Source organism: Streptomyces sp. Ac-502, from assembly GCF_045222935.1.
Taxonomy (GTDB): Bacteria; Actinomycetota; Actinomycetes; order Streptomycetales; family Streptomycetaceae; genus Streptomyces; species Streptomyces monomycini.
Window position 1 is genome coordinate 2,941,905 of record NZ_JBHFFO010000001.1, and the last position, 26,157, is coordinate 2,968,061.

Genomic DNA, 26,157 nt, shown 5'->3' on the forward strand with positions numbered 1-26,157 from the left:
GATCATGCGCGACACGCCGACCGTGCGCGGGAGTTCTGACATCGCGTCAACAGGCTTCCGGCGCGCCCGGCCGTTTACCTCGATTGCAGGAGGCGCGGAACTCCCCCAACTTCCTTTGCGGCGCTGCGGTGTGCCGCGGTCCGTGCCTCGTGGAGGTTCGTCCCATGCGTTCCACTCGCGTTCTCACCGGTGCCGCGCTGTCCGTCGCCGCCCTCGGCCTGTCCACCTCCGCGGCCTTCGCGGCCACCGGCAGCATCGAGGTGACGCCCAACCCGGTCAAGGCCGGCAACTCGGTCAACCTCAACAGCAGCGCCTGCGGCAAGAACGGCTCGGCCACCGTCGACGCCAGCACTCTGGGCGCCGGCCGGATCACGCTGTCGTCGAAGGGCCAGACGCACACCGAAAACGTGCAGGGCTCCGTGCGGGTATCGGCCGCCACCAAGCCCGGCAACTACGGCATCGGCGGCAAGTGCGCCAACGGGACGGAGATCTCCGGCACGGTGCGGGTCACCGCCGGCACCACCCCGCACGGCAAGACGAAGACCGGTCTGGGCACCACCAGTGAGAGCTCCGGCACCACGGAGATCGTCGCCGGTGCGGGCGTACTGCTGGCGGCCGCCGCCGGTGGCGTGTGGATGGTGCGCCGCCGTCGCGCGGACGGCTCGGCCTGATCCTTCGCGGGCCGTCGGACGCGACCGGTCCGGCGGCCCGGCGGTCCGCAGCGCACCCGGACACCCGGCTCCCGGAGGCACGACAGCCATGGCACACACCACCCGCCGCCGCGGCGACCAAGGCCTCATAGCCCTGCTCACCGCGGGCGCGATGGGCACCGGCATCTGGCTGATGGGCCACGGCGCCCAGGCCCAGGCGCCGCCGCCGCAGCCCTCCGCCGACCAGGGGTTCGCCGCGGGCCCGCGGCACCCCGGGCCGTCCGCGGCCCCCGCCCCGCCGCCTCCGCCGATGCCGGCCGCCCGGCCCCTGCGGGTGCGTATCCCGTCGGTCGGCGTGGACGCGCCGCTGACGCGCCTCGGTCTCGACGAGAGCGGCGGCCTGGCGACCCCGCCGCAGGAGGACAAGAACCTCGCCGGCTGGTACGCGGACGGCAACACGCCCGGCACCACCGGCACTTCGCTGATCGCGGGCCACGTCGACAACCGTTCCGGGCCCGCGGTCTTCTACAACCTCGGCTCCCTGAAGAAGAACCACACGGTGGAGATCGTCCGCGCGGACGGCCGGACCGCGCTCTTCTCCGTCGACGCCGTCGAGGTCTACGACGGCGAGGACTTCCCCGACAAGAAGGTCTACGCACCGGCTTCCCGCCCCGAACTACGGCTGATCACCTGCGGCGGCGGCTACAGCAAGGCCCGGCAGGAGTACCTGGGCAACGTGGTGGTCTTTGGCCACCTGACCGGTACGAAGCGCGAACCGGCCCCACGCGCGAGCGACGGCTGAGCCCGCCCCGGCGCCTCCCTCCCTTTTTCCCGGCCTCAGCCGGGGATGCGGTTCCCGCGCCCGTTGAGCGCCATCCGTTTCCAGGTGTGGCGCCGGCCGCGGACCGCCACGGAGTAGGCGTAGAGCAGTTCCGGGTCGCACATGCCCGGCAGGAACGCGTCCCCGAAGTGGTGCGCGTCCACACCGATCTCCTTGGCCGTCAGCGCCAGTTGGGGAACGATGTCGGCGTGCGCGCCCTCCTGGCTCGTACCGATCGCCCCCATCACCACCGCGCCCGCGTCCTGGACGGCGGCGACCGCCTCGGCGGCCCGCTCCTTGGTGAGGCCGGGCAGGGTGCCGGGCAGCGGCAGGACGATGCCGTCGGCGCCCGCGTCCACCAGCGCGGTCAGCCGTCCGGCGGTCACCCGCTCGGGATGCCCCGCGTGGTGCATCTTGCCGGACCACAGCGCCACGTCGTCGCCGAGGCCCCGGCGCAGTTCGTCGGTGACGCGGGCCAGGCCGTCGAAGCTGCCGCCGGTGCCGGGGTTGGCGGTCAGACAGAGCAGGGCGGCGCCCATGTCGATCAGGCGGCGGGCCTGCTCGGGCCCGGCCCGGCGGATCTCCGGCACGTCGCCCGGTTCGAGGTTGACGCCGATCGGGCGGCCCACGTACGAGGCGAGGTCGGCGAAGCTGGTGAAGGTGCCCAGCCCGGGCAGCCGCAGACACTCCCCGTCCCAGGCCCGCTCGATGAGGTTGAGGACGACGATGTCCGCGCCGAAGGCGGAGACCAGCTCCATGTTGTGCACGCCCGCGTGGCCGTCGGGGTGCGGGGAGAGCGCCGCGCGCTCGGCGAAGACCTCGGCGACCATCGTGCGGCCCTCGGCGGCGGCGACCGCCTCGGTCAGCTCCCGGCCCCGCAGAGAAGCCAGTTCTTCCCGGTCGAGGTCGAGGATGCGCTGTGTCATGGCGTTCCTTCCAGGGTCATTTCGTGGTCGTGCCCGCCGTCGTGCGCGCGGTGCGCTCGCGGGTGCCGGCGGCGACGGGCACGTTGGCTTCTCCGGCGCGCGGCCCTGGCCGTACGGCGAGGAGCACGGCCGCGAAACGGAACGCGTTGTAGTAGATCACCGTGCGGAGCGGGCGGAGCGGAACGGGCGGGGCGGTCTTCGCGCGGTGGTCTTCACATGGCGGTACGGGGCTCTTCGCCCCCGGCGGACGGCACCTGTAGGCGCGGCCGCCGGCCTCCACCGTCACCGTACGGCTGTCAGCGTCCCCTACCGTTTCCGTACGGCCGCCAGCCCACGCCGTACGGCCGCCAGGTCCCCGTCGCCCGCCAGGCCCGCGTGATACAGCCGCAGCTCGTCGGCGCCGAGAGCGGCGGCGTGCGCGGCATCGGCGGCGAGGGAGCCGGGGCGGCCGCCCATCGCGGTGACGACGGTGAGGTTGGCGGCGACGACGGAGGCGGGCGTGTCCGGGAGCGTGGCCGAGCGGGCCCGTACCCCCGCGAACGGCGCCAGCGCGTCCGTACGGGCCGCGTCGTCGCCCGTGCACGGCACCACCACCCCGTCGGCGTGCGCGAGGACGTCCGCCGGATCGGCGCCCGCGTTCGCCCCGCAGCGGTGCCCGGCCGGATCGGTGTGCAGCAGCACGCGGAAACCGTCGTCGGCGGCGATCCGTACGGCCGCGACGACCTCCCGCCGGAGTGTGCGCGCGGCATCGTCGCGCCGGCGCCGTACGAGCCCCGACAGCTCGCCGCCGAGCAGCCGCTCGACTTCGCGCCACTCCCCCGCCCGCCCCTCGCCCGCCCCGCCTCCGTGCGCGCCCGCCCACACCGGCTCCAGCGCCCGTACGACCGCGCCCCGCACCTCCCGCGCCGGCACGCCCAGCGCCGTGCAGTCCGCCTCGCAGACCTCGCAGAAGCACAGCGACATCAGGTACTGAGCAGCGCCGGAGAGCGGCACGCCGCAGGTCTTGTCGTGGGCGTGCAGGTGCGCCAGCCCGTACCAGCCGCAGGATTCCAGCTCGGTGCCGCGCGCGCCGGGCCGTACCGCCGCCTCGGCGGCCAGGTCACACAGATAGGCACGCACCTCGGGCCGGGCAATGCAGGGCGCCCAGGGGTAGCGGTCACCGTAGGCATTGCGTACGGCGATGGCGGGGTGCTCGGTGCCCAGGCGCGTGTTGTGAGCCAGTACGACCCAGCTGTGCACCTCCAAGCCCGCATCCGCCAGCGCCCGCGCCGCCGCGCCGAAGGGGTCCGGATCCGCCACCCAGTCCTGCCTGTACGGGCGCAGGGCGCGACCCGCCCAGCGCTCCGGGTCAGACGGGTACAGGACGGCCGAGTGCCGGGCGGTGACGATGCGGTGGCGGGGGTGACGTGGGGTCAGCGCCCGGGTGGAGTGGTAGGCGGCGGCCAGGGTGACCTGCTGGACACCGAGGTCGGCGACGCGGCGGGCGGCGTCCGGGTCGCCGACCACGTCCCACGGGTAGAGGAACGCGGCGGCGCGCATCACCGGCCGTCCGCTGCGGCGAACTCGGCGGCGCGCATCACCGGCCGTCCGCCGGAGCGCCGGCCAGCGTCAGGCCCTGTCCGATCAGCGCGGCCAGCGCCTCGACGTGCTCCGGCGCCGGTTCCCCGAGCGGCGGCCGGACCGGCCCGACATCCGTCCCGCGCAGCCGTACCCCCGCCTTGACCAGCGAGACCGCGTACCCCCGCCCCTGGTTGCGCAGCTCGACCAGCGGCCGGTAGAAGCCGTCGATCAGCCGGCCGACCGTCACGTCGTCGCCGTCTTCGAAGGCACGGTGGAAGGTGGTGGCGATCTCCGGGGCGAAGGCGAAGACGGCCGACGAGTACAGGCGGACGCCGAGCCCGCGGTAGGCGAGGCCGGTCAGCTCGGCGGTCGGCAGCCCGTTGAAGTACAGGAACTTCTCCCCCTCGCCTCGGTACGCACCGCACTGACGATCCGTTGCAGCAGATCGAGGTCGCCGAGGCCGTCCTTGAGGCCGATGATGCCGGGGGTGCGCGCGAAGGCGACCACGGTCTCCGGGGTGAAGACGGCGTTGTCGCGCTGGTAGACGATGACGGGCAGCGCGGTGGCTGCGGCGAGGTCGGTGTAGTGCCGCAGCAGGCCCGCCTGGTCGGCGAGGACGAGGTACGGCGGCATGGCCAGCAGCCCGTCGGCGCCGGCCGCCTCGGCGAGCCGGGCGTACCGTACGGCCAGCGCGGTGCCGTACCCGGCGCCGGCCAGCACCGGGACCCGCCCGGCCGCTTCCTGGACGGCGGCGGTCACACAGTCCCGGAACTCCTCCGGGGTCAGCGCGTGGAACTCGCCCGTACCGCAGCAGGCGAAGACGGCGGCCGCGCCCGCGTCGACACCGGCGCGCACATGGGCGCGGAAGGCGGCCAGGTTCAGAGCGCCGTCGGGGCCGTACGCGGTCACGGGGAAGAACAGCAGTCCGTCGAGGCGCTCGGCGAGCGGCGGGGCTGAGGTCACGGGCTCTCCCTGACAGGCTCGACATGCTCGTGAAGGAGGCGTGTACGGGCGTGGTGTCGCCGCCACAGATGCACGTACACGTCCTTGACTGGCGCCCATACTCATGAACACGCTCACGCTAGGGCAGCACTTCCGGCCCGGTCAAGGACCCGGAGCGACCGCGCCACCCCCGAATCCCCGCCCCCACAACCACACTTCACCGGCCGTCAAGCACCTTGACCCTGTCCGGCGCGCCTTCCTACGGTGACTGCGATCGTCCACTTACCTGAACGCCGTCCGCGGATGAAGCCGTACACCCGAGCCCGGATGAAGCCGTACGCCCGAGCCCGCCCGGAGGAGCCCCATGCCCGCACCCCGCACCGTCCTGCTCACCGGCGCCGCCGGCGGCCTCGGCACCCTGATGCGCGAACTGCTGCCCCCGTACGGCTACCGGCTCCGGCTCCTCGACCAGCGGACCATCGACGACGCGCCGGACGCCGTCACCGCCGACCTGGCCGACGAGGAAGCCCTCCGCGAGGCCGTGCGCGGCGTGGACGCGATCGTCCACCTCGCCGGGATCTCCCTCGAAGCCCCCTTCGAGAAGATCCTGCGCGCCAACATCGAAGGCACCTACAACCTCTACGAGGCGGCGCGCGAGGAAGGCGTCCGCCGCGTCGTCCTCGCCTCCTCCAACCACGCCGTCGGCTTCACCCCGCGCCCCGCCGACGGCTCCGGCGCGATCCCCGTGGACACCCCGCGCCGCCCCGACACGTACTACGGCCTCTCCAAGGGGTTCGGCGAGGACCTCGCCTCCCTCTACTGGGACCTGCACGGCATCGAGACGGTCTCCGTCCGCATCGGCTCCTGCTTCCCGCGGCCCACCACCGTCCGCATGCTGTCGATCTGGCTGAGCCCGCCGGACTGCGCGCGCCTGCTGCACGCCGCGCTCACCGCCGAAGGCGTCGGCCACACGGTGGTCTACGGCTCCTCCGCCAACACCCGCCTCTGGTGGGACCTGACCACGGCCCGCTCGCTCGGTTACGTGCCGCAGGACGACTCCGAGCCGTACGCGGCCGACCTCCTCGCCGCGCACGGCGCCCTCGACCCCGACAACCCGGAACACGCCCACCTGGGCGGCTCCTTCTGCGTCGATCCGCCCATCTGGCCGTACTGAGAACCCCGCGGCCCGGACGGAGGTGCCCGCGCCACGACCCGACAGCCACCGACGCAACCCCACCCCACCCTCCAGGCGTCCTTGTCTACGTATCAATCATTTGCGCAACCGCGCAGGAAACGAGGAACGCACCATGGGTATCGTCAGCTGGCTCGTACTGGGACTGATCGCAGGCGTCATCGCCAAGGTCCTGCTGCCCGGACGGGACCCGGGCGGCCTCGTCGGCACCACCCTCATCGGCATCGTCGGCTCCTTCATAGGCGGCTGGCTCTCCACGAAGCTCCTGGACAAGCCGATCCCGAAGGACTTCTTCGAGCCGTCGATGTGGATCGCCGCCATCGCCGGCTCCCTGGTCCTGCTCATCGCCTACCGCCTGCTGTTCGGCAACAGCCGCGAACGGCGCTGACCCCTCACGGGGCGGCAGCCCCGTCCTGCTCCGTCCGGACCCGTCCGGCTCTCGGTAATGGAACCGCAAAGGAAGGCCACTCGTTATCCCCGGCATGACCGCTATGACTCCTGGCTCGAACCTCCCGCTCACCGCCCCGCGGGTGGCGGTGGACGTCACCGCGCCCGTGCGGCTCGATGTGTCGGGCCTGCTGCTCACCGCCGACGGCAAGGTGCGTTCCGACGACGACTTCGTGTTCTACAACCAGCCGGCCGGACCGGGCGTGACCCACACGTCCGGCGCGTCCGGCGCGGGCGACACGATCACGGTGGACACCGCCGCGGTGCCCGCCGGCATCGAGAAGATCGTCGTGACCGCCAGCCTGGACGCGCCCGGCGCCACCTTCGCCGGCACCGAACCGACCGGCACGGTCCGCAACGCCGCCGACGGCAGCGTCATCGCCTCCTTCACCCCGCCCCAGCTCGGCGCGGAGACCGCCCTCGTGGTCGTCGAGATCTACCGGCGCAACGGCGCCTGGAAGGTCCGCGCGGTCGGTCAGGGCTATGCGAACGGCCTGGCCGGCATCGCCACGGACTTCGGCGTCAGCGTCGAGGAACCGGCCGCCCCGGCCCCGGCCCCGGCCCCGCAAGCCCCTCCGGCGGCGCCGGCGGCACCCCCGCCGCCCCGCCCGCCGCCCAGTGGGGCCCGCCCACCGGCGCCCCGGCGCCCATGGCCCCGCCGCCCGCGGCAGCCGCGCCCGCTTCCGCTCCTGCCGCGGCTCCCATGCCCGGCGCCGGCAAGATCAACCTCGACAAGGGCCGCGTCAACCTCCAGAAGAACCAGACCGTCTCCCTGGTCAAGGGCGGCCAACCGCTCCTCTCCTCGGTCCGCATGGGCCTGGGCTGGGAGCCCGCCTACCGCGGCAAGGACATCGACCTGGACGCGTCCGTGATCGCCTACGGCCCGGACCGCAAGAAGGTCGACAACTGCTTCTTCGGCAAGCTCCAGATCCTCAACGGCGCCATCCAGCACTCCGGCGACAACCTCACCGGCGAGGGCGCCGGCGACGACGAGGCCATCACCGTCCACCTCGGCGGTATCCCCCGCAGGTCACCGGCCTGGTCTTCACGGTCAACTCCTTCTCCGGCCAGAAGTTCTCCGACGTCGCCAAGGCCTACTGCCGCCTGCTCGACGCCCAGACCGGCGAAGAACTGGTCCGCTTCGACCTCACCCATTCCGAACCGCGCACGGGCGTGATGATGGCCAAACTCATCCGCCAGTTCTCCGGCGAATGGGAGATGACCGCCCTGGGCGAATTCGTCGACTCCCGCACCGTCCGCGGCATGGTCAAACCGGGCGGCGCGGCACTCTGACCGCCTGACTCCCACCAGGGGCGGCCCCGCGCGAGCGGGTGCCGCCCCTGCGCCGTTTCTCCCGCTTCTCGTCGCACCCCGCACACAGCCCGACATCGGCCCCACCCCCACTGGCCGCGTGCACGGTACCGATGACGGTCACGTCCCGTACGGAACCGCAGTCCGCACACCCGATCACAGCGCGCCCTCCACGGCGATGACAGCCGCCCGCAAGGCCACCGCACTCGTGACCAACGCCCCCGCTTCCGGCCGCACCCGCCACCGCAGCCGCTCACTGCACATCTCCAGCCCCGGCACATACAGGGCCGCCCCCACCCCCGCGTCACCCCACAACGGCAGCCGCACCCCACCGGCCATACCGGCGGGCACCACCCAGCACAACCCGGCCGGACACCGGTGATCCTCGATGACCGCCCCGGACCCGCCACCCAACTGCCTCAGGACCCGCTCTCCCGTTGACAGTGGCAGCCAGACGACATCCACGCCGAGCGCGGCCACGTCACGCACCACTCGCAATCCCGCTCCACGGGGAACCCAGTCGGGGAGGAAGGCGGAGGCACTGCTCTTCGCGGGAATCATCATGCTGCCAAGAACACCGCGTCCAGTGCTCAAGTACGAGGCAGCGCAGAAGGCAATTCTTGCGGACATTCGCCAGGACATTCATGTCTTGGCCACCCCTCCGCGCCCGTACTCTGGGCCGAGACACAGCACGGAGGTTCGCCATGCCAGGCCCCCGGGTAACCCAGCTCTTGTCAGGGCCCGTATCAATGCGGGCCTGCACACCCAGGTCGATTTCGTCATCGCCTTCCAGGACAAGGCGTTCGAGCTGGGCATCGACACGACGGTGACGGTGCGCCAAGTACGGCGGTGGGAGTCCCTGACTCCGGGCTGGCCCCACCCCACGGCACGGTCCGTACTCACAGCTCTCTTCGGGTGCCCGCCAGAAACCCTCGGTTTCCGGCGCCGCGTCCGGCCTCTGCCTCCTGAGGCGAACGAAACTTCCGCGCCGCCCCAGAACGAAGGAGACATGCGACGACGGACTTTCGTATCCCACTCCCTTGCCGTGGCCGGCTCGGCGGCGATCCCCACCGGCCCCGACGATGTGCTGCCCACCCCCGGCTCTGATCCGCTGGACGGCATCCGGGACGTCCTCACCGGAACGGTGAGCGAGCAGGAACCGCGCACCATCGATGCGCTGCACCGGGACCTCGCGGAAGCCAAGCGCCTCGTTCAGGCATGTGGCTACGCGCGGCTCACGCGGCAGTTGCCCACTCTGCTGACCCGGTTCGAGTGTCCCGGGACCACACTGCCCGAGCAACGAGCCATGGATCTGCTTGCGGTCCATGCCTACCACGTGGCAGCGACCTTGCTCCTCAAGTACGACGACCCGGCATCAGCCTGGATCGCTGCCGAGAAGGCAGCGGCAGCCGCCCGGCGGACCGAGAACCCGGCAGCGATCGCCTCGGCATACCGGATCCTGACCCATGCCGTCGCCGCCGTCGGCCACCGAAAACAAGCGGTGCGCGTGGCAGTAACCGGTGTCGATCGTCTCGGTGGGCGGGTGTGCAGATCAGCACCCGACAACGTCGCGGTCTTCGGCGCGCTGCTGCTGCGCGGAGCGTGGGCTGCCGCGCTGGGCGAGGACCGGGACGCGGCAGCGGAGTTGCTCGACGAAGCCGAACGTACCGCTGCCTTGCTGCAAGAAGCGACGAATCGTCAGTGGACAGCGTTCGGAGCGAACAACGTGGCGCTGCACCGTCTGTCCATCGCTCTCGCGCTCGGTGACGCAGGCTGCGCCCTGCAAGCGGCGCGGGCCGTGATCCCCAAGCAGCTCGCGGTGGCCGAGAGACGAGCAACGTACTGGTCGGACGTAGCACGTGCTCTGCACGCCTGCGGCCGTACGGAAGCAGCGGTCCGTGCGCTGCTGGCCGCGGAGAAGGCCGCACCGGAGGAGGTACGGTCCCGTACTGTGACGCGGGAACTGATCGGGGAACTGCTGCAACGTGACCGCGCCGGGCGCGCTCCCTTGCTCCGCTCGCTGGCGCACCGGGCGCAGGTGCCGGTATGAGCACACCGCGAGTGCTCTACATCATCGTGTGCGCGGCCGGTCCCGCTGCCCGAGTCGTCCGCCTGGTCGAAGGCGCCGTGGCCGACGGCTGGGACGTGTGTGTCATCGCTACGCCTGCGGCCGAGGCGGGCGGGTTTCTGGATGTGGCCGCGGTGGAGGACGTCTCCCGTCGGCCTGTGCGGAGTGACTGGCGCCGGGCGGGCGAGGCGAAGCGCAATCCGCCGCCCGACGCGGTGATCGTCGCGCCCATGACGATGAACTCCGTGAACAAGTGGGCCGCCGGCATCGCCGACACCTACGCCCTCGGCCTGCTCACCGAAGCCGTCGGGCTCGGGCTGCCGGTGGTCGCGCTGCCGTTCTGGTCCACGGCCCTCGACGCGCACCCGGCCACCCGGCGCTCGGTGCGGGTGCTGCGCGACCTGGGGGTGCGTGTGCTGTACGGGCCGGGCGCCTGGGAGCCGCACACGCCCGGCACCGGTGGTGAGCGGTTGGACGATTATCCGTGGCGGTTGGCGCTGGACGCGGTCGGTGAGGCGGGCGAGGAGCGCCGGCCGTACGGCGTCACGTCACGCGGTGGACCGTCGCGCGTAGGCGAACCAGCCGAGCGCGCCGACGGCCAACGTGAAGAGAACGAACAGTGCCGTAGCGGCTCCGGCGGGCAGGGAGCTGCCGACCAGGGCCTGGGTGAACGGGTCGGTGCCGCGCTCCGCGCGCATCGCGGCCCGGGCCGCGGCGAACGGCAGGACCTCGGTGATGCCGCCGAGGCCGGGGAGCTTGCCGAGCAGGAGCCCGGTCAGTCGCTCGGCCAGGATCGGCCACAGCGTCAGGGCCAGGACGGTGGCGACCCGGCTGCATAGCAGCGCGGCGAGGCCGGCTCCCAGGACGGGCCAGCAGCCCATGACGAGGAGGTAGCGCAGCACCGGGCCGCCGGCTTCGCTCCAGGCCGGCTGGGGAGCGTCGGTGAGGGCGAGCGTGGTCGCGCCCACCGCGCTCTGGAGCATGAGGCTCAGGACGGCTGCGCCGATGACGGCGGCGACACCGACCATGAGCTTGGCCGTGTAGGCGATGCCGCGGCTGCCCACGGTCAGCCAGGTGGTGCGTGCCGTCCCGTACCGGAGTTCGCCGGCGACAGGGCCGGTGCCGAATACGAACACGAGCAACAAGGCGCTCAGCGGGACCTGCTGGGCGGTGGGGCTGTGCTGGAGCCAGTCGGCCAGGTCGGCAGGGCCGATGGCCAGCGGGGCGCCGTCGGGTGCCGTGGGCAGGTCCGTCCGCAGCAGGATGCCGTTGAGGATGCTGACCGCGCACAGGAGTCCCAGCACGATCCGGGTGGAGGTCAGGCCCCGGAGCCGCCGGATCTCGTATCGCATCGCTCGCCGCAGCGCGGTGATGAGGGACGTGGGGGCGGGGGAAGTGGGGGCAGTGAGAGGTGGTGAGGCCGGGGTGGGCGGCGTGGCGGGCGCGTGGGGATTCACCGGGCTGCGAACTCCTGCTGTGCGACGGAGAGATAGAACTCTTCCAATGACGGTCTGCGCTCTTCGAGCCAGTGCAGGGGGATGCCCTGCTCGGCGGCGTAGTCGCCGATCCGGAAGCGGTCGATGCCGGATACGCGCGCGCTGCCTGGCCCGGTGGGTTCCAGGACGGCGTCGTGCCGGCGCACCAGTGGGAGCAACCGGTCGAGGTCCGGCCCCTGGACGACGACGTGACCGGTGGCCCGGTCGCCCAGTTCGGCGGCCGTGGTCTGTGCGACGACGCGGCCCTGGGCGAGCACGGTGACCTGGTCGGCGAGCTGTTCGACCTCGGCCAGCAGGTGAGTGGCGATGAGAACGGCCTTGCCGTCATCGGCCAGTTGGCGCAGAAGAGTACGCAACCAGTGGATCGAGTGCGGGTCGAGCCCGTTGACCGGTTCGTCGAGCACCAGCACGGCCGGGTCACCGATCAGCGCCTGAGCGATGCCGGCGCGTTGCCCCATGCCCAGGGACAGCTTCCCGAGCCGCTGGCCGGCGGCGGCCGTCAGGCCGACACGCTCCAGGGCCGCGCCCACCATCTCGTCGTCGGCCCCCGCGCCGGCGGCGACCATGCGCAAGTGGTCGCGCAGCGTGTGTTTGGGGTGGCCGGCAACGCCACCCATGACGGCACCGACCACCCGGGCCGGGTCCCGCCAGGCGTGCAGAGGTCGGCCTCCGTAGAGGGTGTGGCCCGTGTCGGGTTTCAGCAGACCGAGCATCAGGCGTAGGGCGGTGGTCTTGCCCGCGCCGTTGGCGCCGAGGAATGCGGTCACGCTTCCGGCCGACAGCGTCAAAGACACGTCGTCCACGGCGGTCCTGCCGTTGTACGACTTGCTGAGATCGCAGGCGGCAAGCGCGGCGATGTTGTTCATGAAACGGGTTTTCGGCTTTCCATGGGGAGCCTTATGGGTGTACCGGGTGAACGAGGAACGCGAGGCCGCCTCAACCGCTTTGCACGGGAGGGTAATTTGCGGCACCTCTCGCCGACCTCATCGAGGAGCGTCGTAAAGACTCTCCAATGCGTTCGCCAAGCGATGCAACTCCTCATAAGCGGTTGAGAGATAGGTCACTCAGTGTGAGCAGGGCGCCGCCGCCGCGTCTCCGGTGGGGATTTGCGTCTCGGGCAGACAGGCGGGGCTTGCCGTGATGGCAACCCAAGGCCTTCATTGATGCTGCGTGAGGCCATAATGACCATGGAAACGATGCCACGGGGGTGCGTCGAGCTTGGGTTAGCAGGGTGAGCTGAGTCACAATAAGCCGCTGCGGCTTGAAATTATTGGTCTGGACCATGGACAGTCATCTCGTCCCGGCCTGACCAGTCGGGAAATTGACAGCAGGTAAAGCCAGGAATCCATTCGGGCTCCATGACTTGCCAAAGTCGTTTCCATAAAAGGGGGTACAACGTGAACCGTAAGCACCTTCGTACGGCCGCCACTGTTGCCGTCGCCGCCGTGGCGTTCGGCATTTCGGCGCCCATGGCTTCAGCTATGGAAGCCCATCGGACGCAGTCGCAGTCCGCGACGGCGCTTCCTGTTTCCGACACGGAGGCCGACCGCATCGCGGCGGCCGTCGAGAAGCTGCCGGACAACCCGACGGCCGACGAGCTCGCCGAGGCATTTTTCCCCGGCGCCCCGCATGCGCGGCACGACTTCGCCGAGTCGCTCTCCGGGGCGACGTCTCAGCACCCGGCGATGGCGGATGCCCAGCACGCGTGGCCCGTGAAGGTCGCCAAGCTGGTCTGGAAGTATGGCGCCGGTGTCGTCACCGGCGCCATCAAGGCCGCGAAGAACGGCGCGGGCGCGCTGAAGGAATACCTGAAGACGACCAAGCTGGCTCGCGATCCCAGCGAGATGCAGGCGTTCATCAACACCATTCTGGAGTTCTTCAGCGCACCGGCCCGCACCCGTTGACCCGGGCCGGTGATGGCTCATGAGTGAACGGGACCGACAGGGCTTCGCCTGGCCGGCGAAGGCGCGGTGCGCCCTGTGGGCCGCGGGCATCGGTTTCCTGGTCCTGCTGGGAATTTTCGCCGAGTCCGCTCCGGCCCTGGTGGGCGCGGCCGTCATCAGCCCTCTCGCGCTCTACTTCCTGACCGACGTCATCGGCACACCCATGCCGCTCGGAGACTCACTGCGCCTGTCGTACCGACGGATCGCGGACAGCGTGCGCGCAGCGCTGCGCTCCCCGGAGAACGGGGACTCCTGGCGGCCCTCGCTCTGGCCGCGCTGTTCCTGGTCGGACGCATGGTGCTCTGACCAGGGAACCGCACCCGGCCGAACCACCGAACGGGCGGACGCACGATCGCCGGCCGGATCGGCATGTACACAACCAGACAGGTGGGCGGAGGAGAACTTTGACCGGTACCGCCCCGCCCACCTCCCTGTATCACGGAGGATAACGTGAACAAGCGCCTGCGGATCGCCGCAAGCACCGCTGTCGCCGCTGTGGCTCTCGGCGTCGCCGCCCCTGCGGCGAACGCCGTCGAGCACAGCCGTCACGCGGCCACGCCCGCCCTGACCGCGGCCGAGCTCGCGGCCCACAAGGCCGCTTCCCCGGCCACCGCCACCAACGGCGAGGCGAACCTGACCGCCGAGCAGATCGCCGAACTCGCCGCCGCGGCACAGCGGGTCGACGAGGCGCAGCACGCGAGCGCCAAGGTCGAAGCCCTCAAGGCCCTGCTCAAGAAGTCGGGTGACCTCCTCAAGCCGGCCATCGCCGCGGCCAAGCGGGGCACCGACGCCTTCAACCGCTGGGTGAACAGCCTGTCCAACTGGAACCCGGCCAAGTGGGTCATCAAGGCGTCCCCCGGCATGGTCCTCGATGAGCTGATCGGCTGGCTCACCGGCCAGTAAGAACCGTCCCACCGGTGCCGGGCAGTCCTCCTGGGGGTGCCCGGCACCGGCAGCAGTGGAGGAACGCATGCCCAAGTCCCGCCGGCAAAAAGGCGAAGACGCGCTGTGGTCAGCATCGGTCGTTCTCGTCATGCTGGCATACCTGTCGTTCCGCATCGTGCGGGACGACACCGGCAGAGCCCTGGGGTGGGGGTTGTACGCCCTCGGCTGGGCCGTCGTCGTCGCGGGTTACGCGCGCTGCGCAATAGTGCGCCGGCGTCCGAGAGCCGGAGGAGTCGTAGCCGTCGTCTTCCTCGGCGCCTTCGGCCTGTTGTTCTGGCTCAATCACGGATAGGCGCGCTCGCAGGCCCGCCGCATTCGTCCTACACCGCGCCCTTCCCCGATCAGTCCGCCCCCGTCAACCCCACCACCCGCCCCAGCCGCTCATAAGACTCCACCAGCCCCGCCCGGTCATACGTACTGGTCGTCACCAGGAATTCATCGGCGGCGGTGAAGGTGAGCAGGGCGTCGAGTTCGGCGGCCACCTCTGCCTCCGTGCCGTGGATGTGGCCGGTGAGGGCGGACTCGTACAGGTCGCGTTGTTTGGGCGGCATGGACGGTTCGCGGGCGGCGATCGACTCGGCCGGTTCCAGAGGCGGGAAGACACCGTGGGTACGGGAGTAGGCCATCGACCAGGCCTCGGGGAGCAGGAGGTCGCGGGCCGCCTCGCGGGTCTCGGCCACGGCTACGGTGCCGGAGACGACGACGTACGGGTGGGGCCACAGCGGTGAGGGCTCGAAGGCGGCGCGGTAGCGGTCGACGGCTTCCCGCATCGGTTCGCGGCCGCGCAGGTCGCCGATGACCAGGGCCAGTCCGGCGCGGGCGGCGATGTCCGCGCCCGCGCCGGTGGCCAGGACGAAGGCGGGGACGTGCAGGCCCTCCGCCGGGCGGGCGTGCACCTGCGGGTGGGGGCGCGGGCCGTCGGTGAAGTAGGCGGTCAGTTCGGCGAGTTGGGAGGCGAAGGAGTCGGCGGCGTCCTTGTCGGTGCCGAGGGCGCGGCGGATGCCGTCGGTGAAGCCGACGGACCGGCCGAGGCCCATGTCGATGCGGCCGGGGAAGAGGGACGCGAGGACGCCGAACTGTTCGGCGACGACCAACGGGCGGTGGTTGGGCAGCATGACGCCGCCCGTTCCGACCCGGATACGGGAGGTCGCGGCGGCCACCGCGGCGGCGAGCACGGTCGGTGCCGAGCCGGCGACGCCCGGCACGCTGTGGTGCTCGGAGACCCAGAAGCGGTGGTAGCCGAGCGCTTCGGCGTGCCGCGCGAGGTCCACCGTGTCGCGGAGCGCCTCGGCCTCCGGGTGGCCCTCGCGGGTGCGGGAGCGGTCGAGGAGGGAGAAGGGGGTACGGAGGCGGGGGCCTGGTCGCCGGGCGCGTCCGGAGTCCCGGCCGGCTCCTTCCCGGGTGCCTGGGTCGTCGTGCTCTTCCGCGTGCTCACCCTCGGTACAACGTGCGCGTTCCGGCCGGGATTCCTGGTGGGGCGCACGGGGTACGGCGGCCTCCCAGGCGCGCGGCGGTCACCGCTGCCGTCGCCAGGGCCCCGTGATCGCCAGCATGATCCCCGGCTGCTGGATGTTGGCGAACAGGGTGCGGCCGTCCGGGGAGAAGACCGGGCCGGTGAATTCGCTGTACTCGGGGTCGTCGGCGGTGCCGATGTTGAGGTCGTTGCGGGCGACCGGGTACGTACGGCCGTCGTCCGTGGCGCCGAAGAGGTGCTGGACGCCCTCGCCGTCCTCGGCGATGATCAGGCCGCCGTACGGGGAGACGGTGATGTTGTCGGGGCCGTCGAAGGCGCCGTCCCGGCCGGGGTCAGAGTTGACGCCGAGCAGCACCTTCAGGGTCAGGGTGCGGCGGCGCGGATCGTAGAACCAGACCTGGCCGTCGTGGCGGACCGGGCTCTCCTCGCGGGCGTACGAGGCGACGACGTACGCGCCGCCGTCGGCCCACCACATGCCTTCCAGCTTGCGGGCACGGGTGATCATCTTGTCGGCGAACTGCCGGCGTACGGGGGTGTGGCGGGCGTCGCGGTCGGGGACCTCGACCCAGTCGACGCCGTAGACCGTACCGGTTCGCGTCGCGCGGGAGAGGTCGTCCACGAAGCGGCCGCCGGAGTCGTAGCAGCGGGGCGCGGCCAGGACGCCCGCGTCGTCGGCGAGTGTGCGCAGCCGCCCGCGGCCGTGCTGGAAGCCGTGCGGCGGGGTCCAGCGGTAGAGGAGGCCGTTGGGGCGGTCGGCGTCCTCGGTGAGGTAGAGGTGGCCGCGCTTGGGGTCGACGACGACGGCCTCGTGGGCGTAGCGGCCCAGGGCCTTGATAGGGCGGGGAGCCCGGGTGGGGTGGGGGTCGTGCGGGGCGAGGGGGTCGACCTCGAAGACGTAGCCGTGGTCCTTGGTCATGCCGTTCCGGCCGGCCTTGTCCTCGGTCTCCTCGCAGGTCAGCCACGTTCCCCAGGGAGTGCGTCCGCCGGCGCAGTTGGTGGAGGTGCCGGCGATGCCGACCCGTTCGGAGACGTGCGAGCCGTCCCGGGATATCTCGACCACGGTGCAGCCGCCGGCTGCCGCCGGGTCGTAGACCAGGCCGTCGGCGAGCGGTACGGGGTGCGGCCACTGCGCGCGCGGCCCTTTCAGCTCGTGGTTGGTGACGAGCAGGGTGGTGCCGCGCGGGCCCTGGAAGGTGGCGGTGCCGTCGTGGTGGGAGGGGTGGGCTCACCGCTCTCCAGAGTGGTGACACCGGCCCGGGTGATGATCCGGTACGAGAATCCGGCGGGCAGCGCCAGGATGCCCGCCGGGTCGGGGATCAGCGGCCCGTACCCCGGTGCGCGCCCTCGTGCGCCGGCGGCCGGGGCGGGCGCGTCCGCTTCCGGACGCCCCTGATCCGGGAGCTCCCGCCCGACGGCGCCGGGTGCGGTGGCCAGGACGCCCACGCTGCCGGTCAGTGCGACGCCGGCACCGGCGGCGGTGGAGCGCTTGGCGAAGTCTCTGCGGGTGAGCGGCATGGGCATCTCCTGGACGGCCGGTTCGGTGTGCTCTGGCCCTGCGCCGCACACCCTCGCGCGCCCCGGCGAACACCGGTTGAACCCCGCACGACACAGCGATGTCCGGAAGCGTGCCTCCTCAGCCCGGAAAACCATGGCAAACAAGGTCATCAGCGGCATCTGCGCAGCAAGCGCAAGATTTATCGCGTACCTCCTTGACCGCCGACCGGCCCGGCAATAGACAGTCCCTACCTGCATCACCCATAGGGAGAGCGGAGCATCCGCGGCTGCACGGAGCTGCCCGGGGAGCAGTCCGTGCCGGGTTCCCGCCCTCCCTGAGAGCCCGCCGCCGTACCCGGCCCCGGGCTCGTGAAGCGAACGCGGTCCCGCCCCACAGCCGTAGCCGCCCGTCCGCAGGAGCACTCCCGCCCGTAGGAGCACTCCTGCCCGCACGGCCCGGGCGCACGGCTGAGAGCCGCGCGGGACGCCCACCGGGGAAGAGGTGGTTGGTGTGAACCAGCCCGAGATGATGCGTGGACCCACCGGAGGTCAGGTCAGCGACACCTCCCGTCAACAGGCACTTTCCGACTTCATGCACCCGCAGAACCCGACCGCGAACGTCGTCGGCTTCGGGCACGGCGTGAAGTGGACCAACGGCGAGCCCACGGGCGAGGAAGCCGTCCTGGTCTTCGTCACGCAGAAGGTCCCGGAGTCGATGCTCCCTGAACGGGACATGATCCCCCGGGAGATGGACGACGGTACCCCGACCGACGTCCTGGCCGTCGGCCACATCTCCGCGCAGGCCCAGCAGCGCGTACCGAGCGCTCAGGGCCGGTCGATGGCGCAGGAGCAGGGCCTCGGCGGCAACGGCGGCCGGATGGGCGCGCTCGCCCAGCCGCTGCTCGAAGAGCTGAGCCAGCTCGGCAGCGCCCTGGAGCCGCAGCTCCTCAAGCGCCGCATGCGTCCCTGCCCGGCCGGCTTCTCCGTCGGCAACGTGCAGGTCACCGCGGGCACGCTGGGCAGCGTGGTGTACGACTTCCTGCCCGGCGCGCAGACCAACCCGCCGGCGCCCGGCCTCGGCGTACCCGGCAAGTTCTACATCCTGAGCAACAACCACGTCCTGGCGGACTCCAACCGGGCGCCGCTGGGCAGCTCCGTACTCCAGCCGGGCAAGTTCGACGGCGGTACGGACCCGGCGGACCGGATCGGCACGCTGGACCGTTTCATCTCGATCCAGTTCGCCCCGCAGATCCCGCTGACGCAGCACAACAACGTGGTGGACGCGGCCCTCGCGAAGATCGAGTTCGAGGACGCCACCCGGCAGCAGTACTTCAGCGGCGCGCCGCGCGCGTGGCGCCGCAAGTCGTCGGTCGCTGTGGGCGACCTGGTCAAGAAGACCGGCCGGACCACCAACATCAGCTTCGGGCGGATCGTCTCCACCGACGCCACGGTCGACGTCAACTACGGCACGGCCGGCACGGCGCGCTTCAAGGACCAGATCATGACCACGAACATCTCGGCGGGCGGCGACTCCGGTTCGCTGGTCACCTCGCTCGACAACGTCGCGGTCGGTCTGCTCTTCGCGGGCTCGTCGACGGTCACCGTCGTCAACCACATCGAGACCGTCCGCACGCTGCTGCGCGTCGAGATCGCCGAGCAGCTGGCCTGACCCACCGAGCCCGAGGGAGAGCCATGACAAGCGCAGCGCAGAAGAGGAAGGGTCCGGGCCGCGAGCACCAGTTCGTCAACGCCCAGGGGTCCGAGGTCAAGACCCGGGACGAGGCGTTCGCCGTACAGCGCGACGTCTCTGCCGAAGCCCTCCAGGTCACCCAGAAGATGGCGCTCCACAACCAGGCGCTCACCTTCGACATGGAGGTCAGCTACAACCCGAACACCAACGCCATCACGGGCGGCCGGATCACCTCCGGCATCTGCGGCGCCCCGTGGGACATCACCGGCGGCTCGATCGGCAGCTCGTTGCGGATCGAAGGCAAGCGTCCGGGGACCGGCGGCAACTGCGCCACGACGATCACCATCATCGGCCAGTTCCAGGTCCCGCTGTCCTACCGCTGCACCTACGGCTTCAACGGCCAGTCCACCACGTTCAACTGTGTGACGCAGCTGGTGTGCTGACCGCGCACCGCCGCGGAACGCGCCGGCGGGCGGCGGGAGCACCGAGGTGCTTCCGCCGCCCGCCGGTCACGTGGAGCCGGGAGGCCCCTCGTGGCAAGGAGGCTTCCCCTGTCGGAAAGCCTCGACCGCTCAGCCCGCCTGCCGCCGGGACCGCGCCTTGAACGCGGCCTTGCGGGCCTCCTTGGCGGTCTTCTTGTCCGGGTGGAGGCGGCCCATGGCCTCCAGCACGTCGGAGGTCGCCGGGTGGTCCACCCGCCAGGCGGCGTCGAAGAAGCCGTTGTGCTGACCGACCACGCCCTCGACGAGGCCGCGCAGCTCGGCCGCGCTCTCCTCGTCGGCCTCGGCCGCGCCGAGCTGTGCCGCGATGGTGTCCACGGTCAGCCAGAAGATCATGTCCTGGGTCGGCTCGGGGATGTCGGCGGCACCGCGCTCGGCGAGCCAGACCCGGGCCAGGCCGCCGAGCTGCCCGTCGTCGAGCACCTCGCGCAGCGCGGGCTCGGCCTCCGCCCCGGCCAGCGACAGCGTCTGCTGGCAGGCCAGCCGGCGCCGCGGCCCGTCCTCGTCGTCGCCGCGGGCGGCCGAGAGCAGGTCACGGGCGGCGTCGACGGGCGTACGGGCGGCGAGCCACTGCTCGGACTCGGCCTGCGCCAGGGGCTCCGGGTAGTCGGGCAGCGCGTCCAGGAGGACGTCGGCGCCCTTGTCGGTGAGGTCGCCGACGGCCGGCGCGTCGACGCCCGCGTCCAGCATCCGGGCGCGTACGGCGTAGACGCCGAGCGGGGTGAGCCGGACCATGCCGTACCGGGAGACGTCCTCGTCCTCCAGCGGCTCGGCCGCGCGCGTCGTGGTGCCGTCCTCGTCCAGTTCCTCGATGAGCGCCTCGTCCACCGGCTGGTAGTCGACCAGGCCGATCGGCTGCAGCACCCGGAACTGGTCGTCGAGCCGCATCATCGCCTCGGAGACCTCTTCGAGGATGTCGTCGGTGGGCTCGTCCATGTCGTCCGGGACGATCATGGAGGCGGCGAGGGCGGGCAGCGGCACGGACTGCTCGGGGTCCTCGTTCAGGGCGGTGAGCAGGTAGAGGTTGCCGAGGATGCCGTCCAGCAGCTCGGCCTCCTCCTCCGGGTTCCAGTCGATCGCGTCCAGGTCCAGTTCGCCGCCCTCGGCGATCTGGTCGGCGATGTCGGAGAGGTCCGGCGCCACGGCGTCGGCCAGTACGGTCTCCATGCCGCCGAGCCAGATGTCGAGGATGTCCTGCGGGCTGCCGGAGGTCAGCAGGGACAGTTCCTCGCCGGGAGCGGCGGTGCCGGTGGCGGCGTCGTCGGGCAGCTCGTCGCCGTCCTCCGCGCTCTCCTCGATCTCCACCAGACCGGTGTCGACCGCGAGCTGCCAGGCTTCGGCGGCGTACCCGACGCCGTCCTCGTCCCCGGCCAGACCGAGGTGGTCGACGGCGCCGGGCAGCTGCTCGTCAAGAAGCTCACCGCCGACTCCGACGGGGACACCGGCCTCGGCCCAGCGGGCCAGCTGCGCGGCACGGGCGAAGAGCGGTGCGCTCAGCGCGTCCCGCGCCAGCTCCGCGTCGGAGTGCAGCCGCACCGGCGGCAGGGTGGGGCGGTCTGCGGACATCTCGGGCTCAGCTCCTCGTGCGGACTACGGCTCGTGCGAAGCCCCAGCGTAGACGGAATTCCGTGCATCTCGGGCGGTTCACCTTGGTTTCCGTTCCCGTACACCCGGCGATCCTTGACAACTGCCGTGGCCACACAAGAGATTGACGCGCGTAGAGGCTGCCGGACCGTTTCCGCTCCGCTGCGTTCACGCCTTTCGCACGCTGTTCCGCCCCCTCGCCCGCCTTCCGGAGGCTCTCCGTGTCCGCGCAGATACCGCCGCACGCTTCGTCCCGTACGTCACATACACCCCGTGAAACCCTCGCACCCCGGTCGCCCCGGTCATCCCGTATTACCCCCGCCGCCGTGCCCTGCGCAGGCCCGTCACGCTGACCGCGCTGGTCGCGGCCGCGCTGACCGGCGGGCTGCTCGCCGTCCCGCAGACCGCCTCCGCCGCGGTCACCCGTATCCACGACATCCAGGGCGCCACCCGGCTCTCGCCCTTCGCGGGCCAGCAGGTCGCCGACGTGCCCGGCACGGTCACGGCGGTACGGGCCTTCGGCTCGGCCCGCGGCTTCTGGGTGCAGGACCCGCGGCCGGACCGCGACCCCGCCACCAGCGAGGCGGTCTTCGTCTTCACCGGCAAGCAGACACCGAAGGCCGCCGTCGGCGATTCCGTACGGGTCTCCGGCACGGTCGGCGAGTACTACCCGGGCGGCGAGCAGGCCGGCCTCCAGTCCGTCACCGAGATCACCGACGCCGACTGGACCGTGGCGTCCTCCGGCAACCCGCTCCCGGCGGCCGTCAAGCTCACCGCCGCCACCGTGCCGGACCGTTACGCCCCGTCCGCGGGCGGCAAGAGCATCGAGAACCTGCCGCTGCGCCCGACCGCGTACGCCCTGGACCGCTACGAGTCCCTGGAGGGCATGCGGGTCTCGCTCGCCGACGCCTCCGTCGTCGGCCCCACCACCTCCCACAACGAGCTGTGGGCGACCGCCGAGCCCCGCCACGGCCGCACCGTGCGCGGCGGCGCGCTGTACGGCTCGTACCGGGACCCCAACCCCGGCCGCATCAAGATCACATCACTCATCCCCTTCGCCCAGCGGCCCTTCCCCGTCGCCGACACCGGCGACCGGCTGACCGGCACCACCGCGGGCCCGCTGGACTACGACAACTTCGGCGGGTACGGGATCGCCGCCACCGAACTGGGCACGCTCGACGACCGCGGCCCGGCCCGCGAGACCACCCGCAAGCAGCGCGCCGACGAGCTGGCCGTGGCCACGTACAACGTCGAGAACCTCTCCCCGAAGACACCGCCCGCCAAGTTCGCGCGGCTGGCCGAGGCGCTGGTGAAGAACCTCGCGTCGCCGGACGTCGTGGCGCTGGAGGAGGTGCAGGACGACAACGGCCCCACGAACGACGGAACCGTTTCAGCGGACGCGACGCTCCAGCGGCTCACCGACGCCGTCAAGGCGGCCGGCGGCCCCTCCTACGCCTGGCGGCAGATCGACCCCGCGAACAACCAGGACGGCGGCCAGCCCGGCGGCAACATCCGCACCGCGTTCCTCTACAACCCCGCCCGGGTCACGTTCACGGACGTCGCCGGGGGCGACGCCACCACCCCCGTCAAGGTGACCGGCTCGCACGGCAAGCCGCGCCTCTCCGCCTCGCCGGGCCGTATCGACCCCGGCAACACGGCCTGGGCCAACAGCCGCAAGCCGCTCGTGGGCCAGTTCTGCTTCCGGGGCCGCCCCGTCTTCGTCGTCGCCAACCACTTCAACTCCAAGGGCGGCGACCAGGGTCTCGACAGCCGTTTCCAGCCTCCGGCCCGTACGTCGGAGACCCAGCGCGTCCAGCAGGCCGAGGCGGTGCACGGCTTCGTCGAGGACGTCCTGGCCGTGGACCCGAAGGCCGACGTCGTGGTGGCCGGCGACCTCAACGACTTCCAGTTCTCCCCCGCCCTCAAGGCCCTGACCGCCGACGGCGTCCTCACCGACCTCGTCGACCGCCTGCCGCGCGGCGAGCGCTACGGCTACGTCTACCAGGGCAACTCGCAGGTACTGGACCACATGCTCACCAGCCGCCACCTGCGTCGCGTGGACTACGACATCGTCCACATCAACGCGGAGTACGCGGACCAGTCGAGCGACCACGACCCGCAGGTGCTGCGCCTCAAGCCGTAGCCCGCTGCTTTCCGTAGCGCTGCTTACCTTTGATGGGAGCACATCTAAGTAGACCTGAAGACTGCGGTGGGGCCAGACTCCGCTCCATGACCTCGACGAGCAGCAGGGTCCCGTCCCCACCGCCCTTCGGCCGCACCACCGCCGCCATGGTCACCCCGTTCCGCGCCGACGGCGGGCTGGACCTCGACGGCGCCCAGCGCCTCGCCGTCCACCTCGTCGGCGGGGGCTGCGACGGCCTCGTCCTCAGCGGCACCACCGGCGAGTCCCCGACCACCACCGACGCCGAGAAGGAGGCCCTGATCAGGGCCGTGGTGGAGGCGGTCGGCGACCGGGCGCGGATCACCGCCGGGGTGGGCACCAGCGACACCCGGCACACCGTCGCACTGGCCCGCACCGCGGTACGGGCCGGTGCCCACGGCCTGCTCGTCGCCGCCCCCGCCTACTCGTGCCCCGGCCAGGAGGCCGTCGCCCACCACCTGCGTACGGTCGCCGACGCCACCGCCCTGCCGGTCATGCTCTACGACATCCCCGGACGCACCGGCGCAGGCACCGCGCTCACCACCGACACCCTCCGACGGCTGGCGGAGCATCCACGCGTCCAGGGCGTCAAGGACTGCGCGTACGACCTCATGAAGACCGCGAAGGTGCTGGCCACGACCGGCCTCGCCTACTACGCCGGCTGCGACGAACAGGCCCTCCCCCTGCGCGCCATGGGCGCCGTCGGCTGCGTCAGCACGGTGGCCAACGCCGCGCCCCGGGAGGTACGGGCAGTCCTCGACGCGTACGACGCGGGCGACCCGGCCGAGGCCACGCGCCGCCACCTCCGCCTCGTACCGCTCATCGCAGCGATGACGGGCACCGCACACCCCGGCGCGGTCACCGCAAAGGCTCTGCTGAACGCGCTCGGACTACCCTCCGGACCGGTCCGCGCGCCGCTTCTGGCAGCAGGCCCCGAGGTCACCAGCGAGCTGGCGACGGCCCTGAAGGCGGCACAGCAGTAGCCCCGTCCTCCCCGTCCTCCTCCACCGCTTCCTCGTCCTCCCCCGTGAGGTCGCGGACGAGCAGCGTGGCACCCGCCACCGCGCCCGGCATGAGGAACACGGCCACGAACGGTACGAGGAACAGCAGCACCAGCGGGGTGCCGAACCCGACGGCGAGCCCCTTACGGCCGCGCAGCATCCGCAGCCGCTCCCGCACCGGAATGCCGCGCCGCTGCATCGCCACCGAGGTCAGCTCCACCGTCAGGAAGAACCCCGACACACAGAACCCGATCGCGGGCACCACGGTCTGCCCGACGAACGGGATGAAGCCCAGCACGAAGAAAAGCAGCCCAAAACCGGCAGCCCGCACCAACACGTGCACACTGTCCCGGAGCGAGACCCACAACTCCCGCCACAACGACATTCCCGTCCCCGGCGGGCAGCTCCCCTCGCTCTCCTCCACCTTCTCCGACAGCGACTCGTAGAACGGGTCACCGATCAGCAGCGTGACGGCGGTGAAGGTCAGCACGGACAGCAGCAGCCCGCCCGCGAACAGCAGCGCGACGAACAGCCCGCGCAGCAGCCCCCGCCAGGGCGATCCCCAGCCGTCGGCGAAGGGCGTCGCCCAGGCCGCGAGGTCACCCGCGAAGAAGGCCAGCGCGACCAGCGCCCCCGCGTACAGCACGAGGGCGATGAGCGCGGGAATCATCCCGAACCCCCACCACCGCCCGTGCCGGGCAACCCATCGTTGCCCCTTCCCGAGGTACCCCGTTCCCGCCACAAGATCGCGCATGTGCGTCAGCCTAGACGGCGCCCGGTCGGCCTCCGTCTCCGTACGGTACGGATCCGGTTACGAAACCTTGCCGCCACCGGTGAACCGCGCCAGCTGCCGCTGCAACCAGTCGAGCCGGGCCTGCATGAGCGAGGCCTCGGCGGCCAGCTCGGGCACCGACCGCACCCCGGTCACCGCCTCCTTCTCCCCGTCCGTCTCCTGCGGCTCCCCGCCCGCCACGATCCGCAGCGGCCCGCCCCCACGCCGTACGAACTCCGCGAAGCTCACCGCCGTCCACGACGCGAACGCCGTACGCCCACGCCGGGCCGCGCACTCCGCGCAGACGGCCGTCAGCACCCGCCACCCCGTACGCCCCCACCCCGCATCCGCGAACGCACACGGCACCCGCCCGCACGCACACGCACCGACCCGCGCCACCCGCACCCGCTGCCGCTCGTACCGCATCCCGCGCTCGAAGCGGATGTACGCGCCGAGCACGGTGACCTCCAGCAGCACCGCTCGCCGATACTCACTCGCACACGCCAGGGCGAGTGCCTGGTCGAACGTGTGCAAGCAGTAGAAACCGCAGTCGCAGCGCAGGGCGGGACTGCGATGCCGCCGCCCGTACACACAGCGCGCCTCATCCACGAACCCGTACGGCAGCGCGCCACCGAGCGACACCCCGGCGAACCCGGCCCGCGTCCCGTCGTGCGAGATCACCGGATGCGCGAGCTTGAATCCCGCGGGCGGCGTGGCGGGCCGCTCCTCAGGCAGCCGCAGCCTCATCGCCCGGCCGGCACCGGCTCCCGCCGCTCCGGCACGCCGCCGGCCGCCGCCTGGTCAGGAAGCGCCGCCTCCACGACTGTCTCCGCCGCGCACGGCACGTCTTCCACGCACTCCACGTCCTCCTCCGCGAAACCGACAGCGAGCGCTTTACCCAGCCTCATGACGCCTCCCGGTACGGATTGGTCGTCGGACTCCGTCCCGCCATGGTGCCCAGGAATGCTCCGATTGGCACCGTCCGATACCGGCCACAGCCAACCCACCGCGCACAACAGCGGACCGGTGGGAGGATCCCGTCAGGCCGCTGTGCATACCGTCTTGCGCCGCTGGTGCCAGGTGCGGAGCTGCGAGCTCGGGTGTGGCTGTTCTGCTTGTGATGTAGAGCAGGGGCGTTTCGTAGAACCGGAGGCTCCTCCAGAGCTGCACGCTGACGCGCG

23 protein-coding genes and 5 pseudogenes are annotated in these 26,157 nt (G+C 71.7%); 14 read left to right on the forward strand and 14 right to left on the reverse strand.

Annotated elements, in window-relative coordinates; genetic code table 11:
- Positions 1-164: 164 nt before the first annotated feature.
- Together ACEXOX_RS13290 and ACEXOX_RS13295 are read left to right on the forward strand one after the other, a co-directional pair.
- Positions 165-671: a hypothetical protein gene (locus tag ACEXOX_RS13290; RefSeq protein ID WP_406520724.1), complete on the forward strand. Its 507-nt coding sequence runs from the start codon at positions 165-167 to the stop codon at positions 669-671.
- Between the two features lie 88 nt (positions 672-759).
- On the forward strand, positions 760-1,452 hold the full coding sequence (locus tag ACEXOX_RS13295) for a class F sortase (RefSeq protein ID WP_406520726.1): 693 nt from the start codon (positions 760-762) through the stop codon (positions 1,450-1,452).
- A 35-nt stretch (positions 1,453-1,487) separates the two neighbouring features.
- On the opposite strand, the gene ACEXOX_RS13300 is transcribed toward ACEXOX_RS13295, so the two are convergent.
- The 4 genes and pseudogenes from ACEXOX_RS13300 to ACEXOX_RS13315 form a co-directional block, all read right to left on the reverse strand.
- A complete protein-coding gene (locus tag ACEXOX_RS13300; RefSeq protein WP_406520728.1) occupies positions 1,488-2,396 on the reverse strand; it encodes a hypothetical protein in 909 nt (302 codons plus the stop codon).
- A gap of 16 nt (positions 2,397-2,412) precedes the next feature.
- Positions 2,413-2,682, reverse strand: coding sequence for a hypothetical protein (locus ACEXOX_RS13305; RefSeq protein WP_406520730.1), 270 nt, complete (start codon positions 2,680-2,682; stop codon positions 2,413-2,415).
- Positions 2,683-2,702: 20 nt separating this feature from the next.
- On the reverse strand, positions 2,703-3,935 hold the full coding sequence (locus ACEXOX_RS13310) for a hypothetical protein (RefSeq protein WP_406520732.1): 1,233 nt from the start codon (positions 3,933-3,935) through the stop codon (positions 2,703-2,705).
- A 37-nt stretch (positions 3,936-3,972) separates the two neighbouring features.
- Positions 3,973-4,919: pseudogene (locus ACEXOX_RS13315) on the reverse strand (5-dehydro-4-deoxyglucarate dehydratase).
- Positions 4,920-5,262: 343 nt separating this feature from the next.
- Here ACEXOX_RS13315 and ACEXOX_RS13320 point away from each other — a divergent pair.
- The 3 genes and pseudogenes from ACEXOX_RS13320 to ACEXOX_RS13330 all read left to right on the forward strand — a co-directional run bounded on the left by ACEXOX_RS13320 (position 5,263) and on the right by ACEXOX_RS13330 (position 7,830).
- Positions 5,263-6,072, forward strand: a complete 810-nt coding sequence (locus tag ACEXOX_RS13320; RefSeq protein WP_406520734.1) for an NAD-dependent epimerase/dehydratase family protein — start codon at positions 5,263-5,265, stop codon at positions 6,070-6,072.
- 133 nt (positions 6,073-6,205) lie between these two features.
- A complete protein-coding gene (locus ACEXOX_RS13325) occupies positions 6,206-6,478 on the forward strand; it encodes a GlsB/YeaQ/YmgE family stress response membrane protein (protein ID WP_406520736.1) in 273 nt (90 codons plus the stop codon).
- A 103-nt stretch (positions 6,479-6,581) separates the two neighbouring features.
- A pseudogene (locus tag ACEXOX_RS13330) lies at positions 6,582-7,830 on the forward strand (TerD family protein).
- Between the two features lie 174 nt (positions 7,831-8,004).
- Here ACEXOX_RS13330 and ACEXOX_RS13335 read toward each other — a convergent pair.
- A complete protein-coding gene (locus ACEXOX_RS13335) occupies positions 8,005-8,340 on the reverse strand; it encodes a hypothetical protein (RefSeq protein ID WP_406520738.1) in 336 nt (111 codons plus the stop codon).
- A 517-nt stretch (positions 8,341-8,857) separates the two neighbouring features.
- Here ACEXOX_RS13335 and ACEXOX_RS13340 point away from each other — a divergent pair.
- Together ACEXOX_RS13340 and ACEXOX_RS13345 are read left to right on the forward strand one after the other, a co-directional pair.
- The gene (locus ACEXOX_RS13340) at positions 8,858-9,898 is read left to right on the forward strand and encodes a hypothetical protein (protein ID WP_406520740.1); all 1,041 of its coding nucleotides are present in this window, start codon (positions 8,858-8,860) and stop codon (positions 9,896-9,898) included.
- Positions 9,895-10,293: pseudogene (locus ACEXOX_RS13345) on the forward strand (flavoprotein); the annotation flags it as partial. The gene ACEXOX_RS13340 and the pseudogene ACEXOX_RS13345, both read left to right, overlap by 4 nt.
- Positions 10,294-10,464: 171 nt before the next feature.
- Here ACEXOX_RS13345 and ACEXOX_RS13350 read toward each other — a convergent pair.
- Complete coding sequence (locus tag ACEXOX_RS13350; protein WP_406520742.1) at positions 10,465-11,373, reverse strand: hypothetical protein; 909 nt, start codon at positions 11,371-11,373, stop codon at positions 10,465-10,467.
- A complete protein-coding gene (locus ACEXOX_RS13355) occupies positions 11,370-12,278 on the reverse strand; it encodes an ABC transporter ATP-binding protein (protein ID WP_406520744.1) in 909 nt (302 codons plus the stop codon). Before ACEXOX_RS13355 ends, ACEXOX_RS13350 begins: the two co-directional genes overlap by 4 nt.
- Before the next feature lie 579 nt (positions 12,279-12,857).
- On the opposite strand from ACEXOX_RS13355, the gene ACEXOX_RS13360 reads away from it, so the two are divergent.
- From ACEXOX_RS13360 to ACEXOX_RS13370, 3 genes are all read left to right on the forward strand, one after another.
- Positions 12,858-13,316: a hypothetical protein gene (locus ACEXOX_RS13360; RefSeq protein WP_406520745.1), complete on the forward strand. Its 459-nt coding sequence runs from the start codon at positions 12,858-12,860 to the stop codon at positions 13,314-13,316.
- Between the two features lie 489 nt (positions 13,317-13,805).
- The gene (locus tag ACEXOX_RS13365; protein WP_406520746.1) at positions 13,806-14,258 is read left to right on the forward strand and encodes a hypothetical protein; all 453 of its coding nucleotides are present in this window, start codon (positions 13,806-13,808) and stop codon (positions 14,256-14,258) included.
- Between the two features lie 67 nt (positions 14,259-14,325).
- Positions 14,326-14,592: a hypothetical protein gene (locus ACEXOX_RS13370; RefSeq protein WP_406520748.1), complete on the forward strand. Its 267-nt coding sequence runs from the start codon at positions 14,326-14,328 to the stop codon at positions 14,590-14,592.
- Between the two features lie 49 nt (positions 14,593-14,641).
- On the opposite strand, the pseudogene ACEXOX_RS13375 reads toward ACEXOX_RS13370, so the two are convergent.
- Positions 14,642-15,637, reverse strand: a pseudogene (locus tag ACEXOX_RS13375) (LLM class flavin-dependent oxidoreductase); the annotation flags it as partial.
- Between the two features lie 177 nt (positions 15,638-15,814).
- A pseudogene (locus ACEXOX_RS13380) lies at positions 15,815-17,289 on the reverse strand (alkaline phosphatase PhoX).
- A 490-nt stretch (positions 17,290-17,779) separates the two neighbouring features.
- On the opposite strand from ACEXOX_RS13380, the gene ACEXOX_RS13385 reads away from it, so the two are divergent.
- Together ACEXOX_RS13385 and ACEXOX_RS13390 are read left to right on the forward strand one after the other, a co-directional pair.
- Positions 17,780-18,937: a hypothetical protein gene (locus ACEXOX_RS13385; RefSeq protein ID WP_406520750.1), complete on the forward strand. Its 1,158-nt coding sequence runs from the start codon at positions 17,780-17,782 to the stop codon at positions 18,935-18,937.
- A 23-nt stretch (positions 18,938-18,960) separates the two neighbouring features.
- Positions 18,961-19,401 carry a hypothetical protein gene (locus ACEXOX_RS13390; protein ID WP_406520752.1) on the forward strand — a complete coding sequence of 147 codons (441 nt, stop codon included), beginning with the start codon at positions 18,961-18,963 and terminating at the stop codon, positions 19,399-19,401.
- Positions 19,402-19,530: 129 nt separating this feature from the next.
- On the opposite strand, the gene ACEXOX_RS13395 is transcribed toward ACEXOX_RS13390, so the two are convergent.
- Positions 19,531-21,024 carry a hypothetical protein gene (locus tag ACEXOX_RS13395; RefSeq protein WP_406520754.1) on the reverse strand — a complete coding sequence of 498 codons (1,494 nt, stop codon included), beginning with the start codon at positions 21,022-21,024 and terminating at the stop codon, positions 19,531-19,533.
- Positions 21,025-21,354: 330 nt separating this feature from the next.
- Complete coding sequence (locus ACEXOX_RS13400; protein ID WP_406520756.1) at positions 21,355-21,540, reverse strand: hypothetical protein; 186 nt, start codon at positions 21,538-21,540, stop codon at positions 21,355-21,357.
- Here ACEXOX_RS13400 and ACEXOX_RS13405 point away from each other — a divergent pair.
- Both ACEXOX_RS13405 and dapA read left to right on the forward strand, forming a co-directional pair.
- A complete protein-coding gene (locus ACEXOX_RS13405) occupies positions 21,530-23,185 on the forward strand; it encodes an endonuclease/exonuclease/phosphatase family protein (protein WP_406520758.1) in 1,656 nt (551 codons plus the stop codon). The genes ACEXOX_RS13400 and ACEXOX_RS13405 overlap by 11 nt on opposite strands.
- 86 nt (positions 23,186-23,271) lie before the next feature.
- Positions 23,272-24,186, forward strand: coding sequence for a 4-hydroxy-tetrahydrodipicolinate synthase (gene dapA, locus ACEXOX_RS13410; RefSeq protein WP_406520759.1), 915 nt, complete (start codon positions 23,272-23,274; stop codon positions 24,184-24,186).
- Here the strand turns inward: dapA and ACEXOX_RS13415 are convergent.
- From ACEXOX_RS13415 to ACEXOX_RS13425, 3 genes are read right to left on the reverse strand one after another with little or no spacing between them, the layout of a single operon-like run.
- A complete protein-coding gene (locus ACEXOX_RS13415) occupies positions 24,143-24,958 on the reverse strand; it encodes an EI24 domain-containing protein (RefSeq protein ID WP_406520761.1) in 816 nt (271 codons plus the stop codon). The genes dapA and ACEXOX_RS13415 overlap by 44 nt on opposite strands.
- 57 nt (positions 24,959-25,015) lie before the next feature.
- Positions 25,016-25,723, reverse strand: coding sequence for a hypothetical protein (locus tag ACEXOX_RS13420; protein ID WP_406520763.1), 708 nt, complete (start codon positions 25,721-25,723; stop codon positions 25,016-25,018).
- A complete protein-coding gene (locus ACEXOX_RS13425; protein WP_406520764.1) occupies positions 25,720-25,884 on the reverse strand; it encodes a hypothetical protein in 165 nt (54 codons plus the stop codon). The genes ACEXOX_RS13420 and ACEXOX_RS13425 overlap by 4 nt, the downstream gene beginning before the upstream one ends.
- Positions 25,885-26,157: the final 273 nt, after the last annotated feature.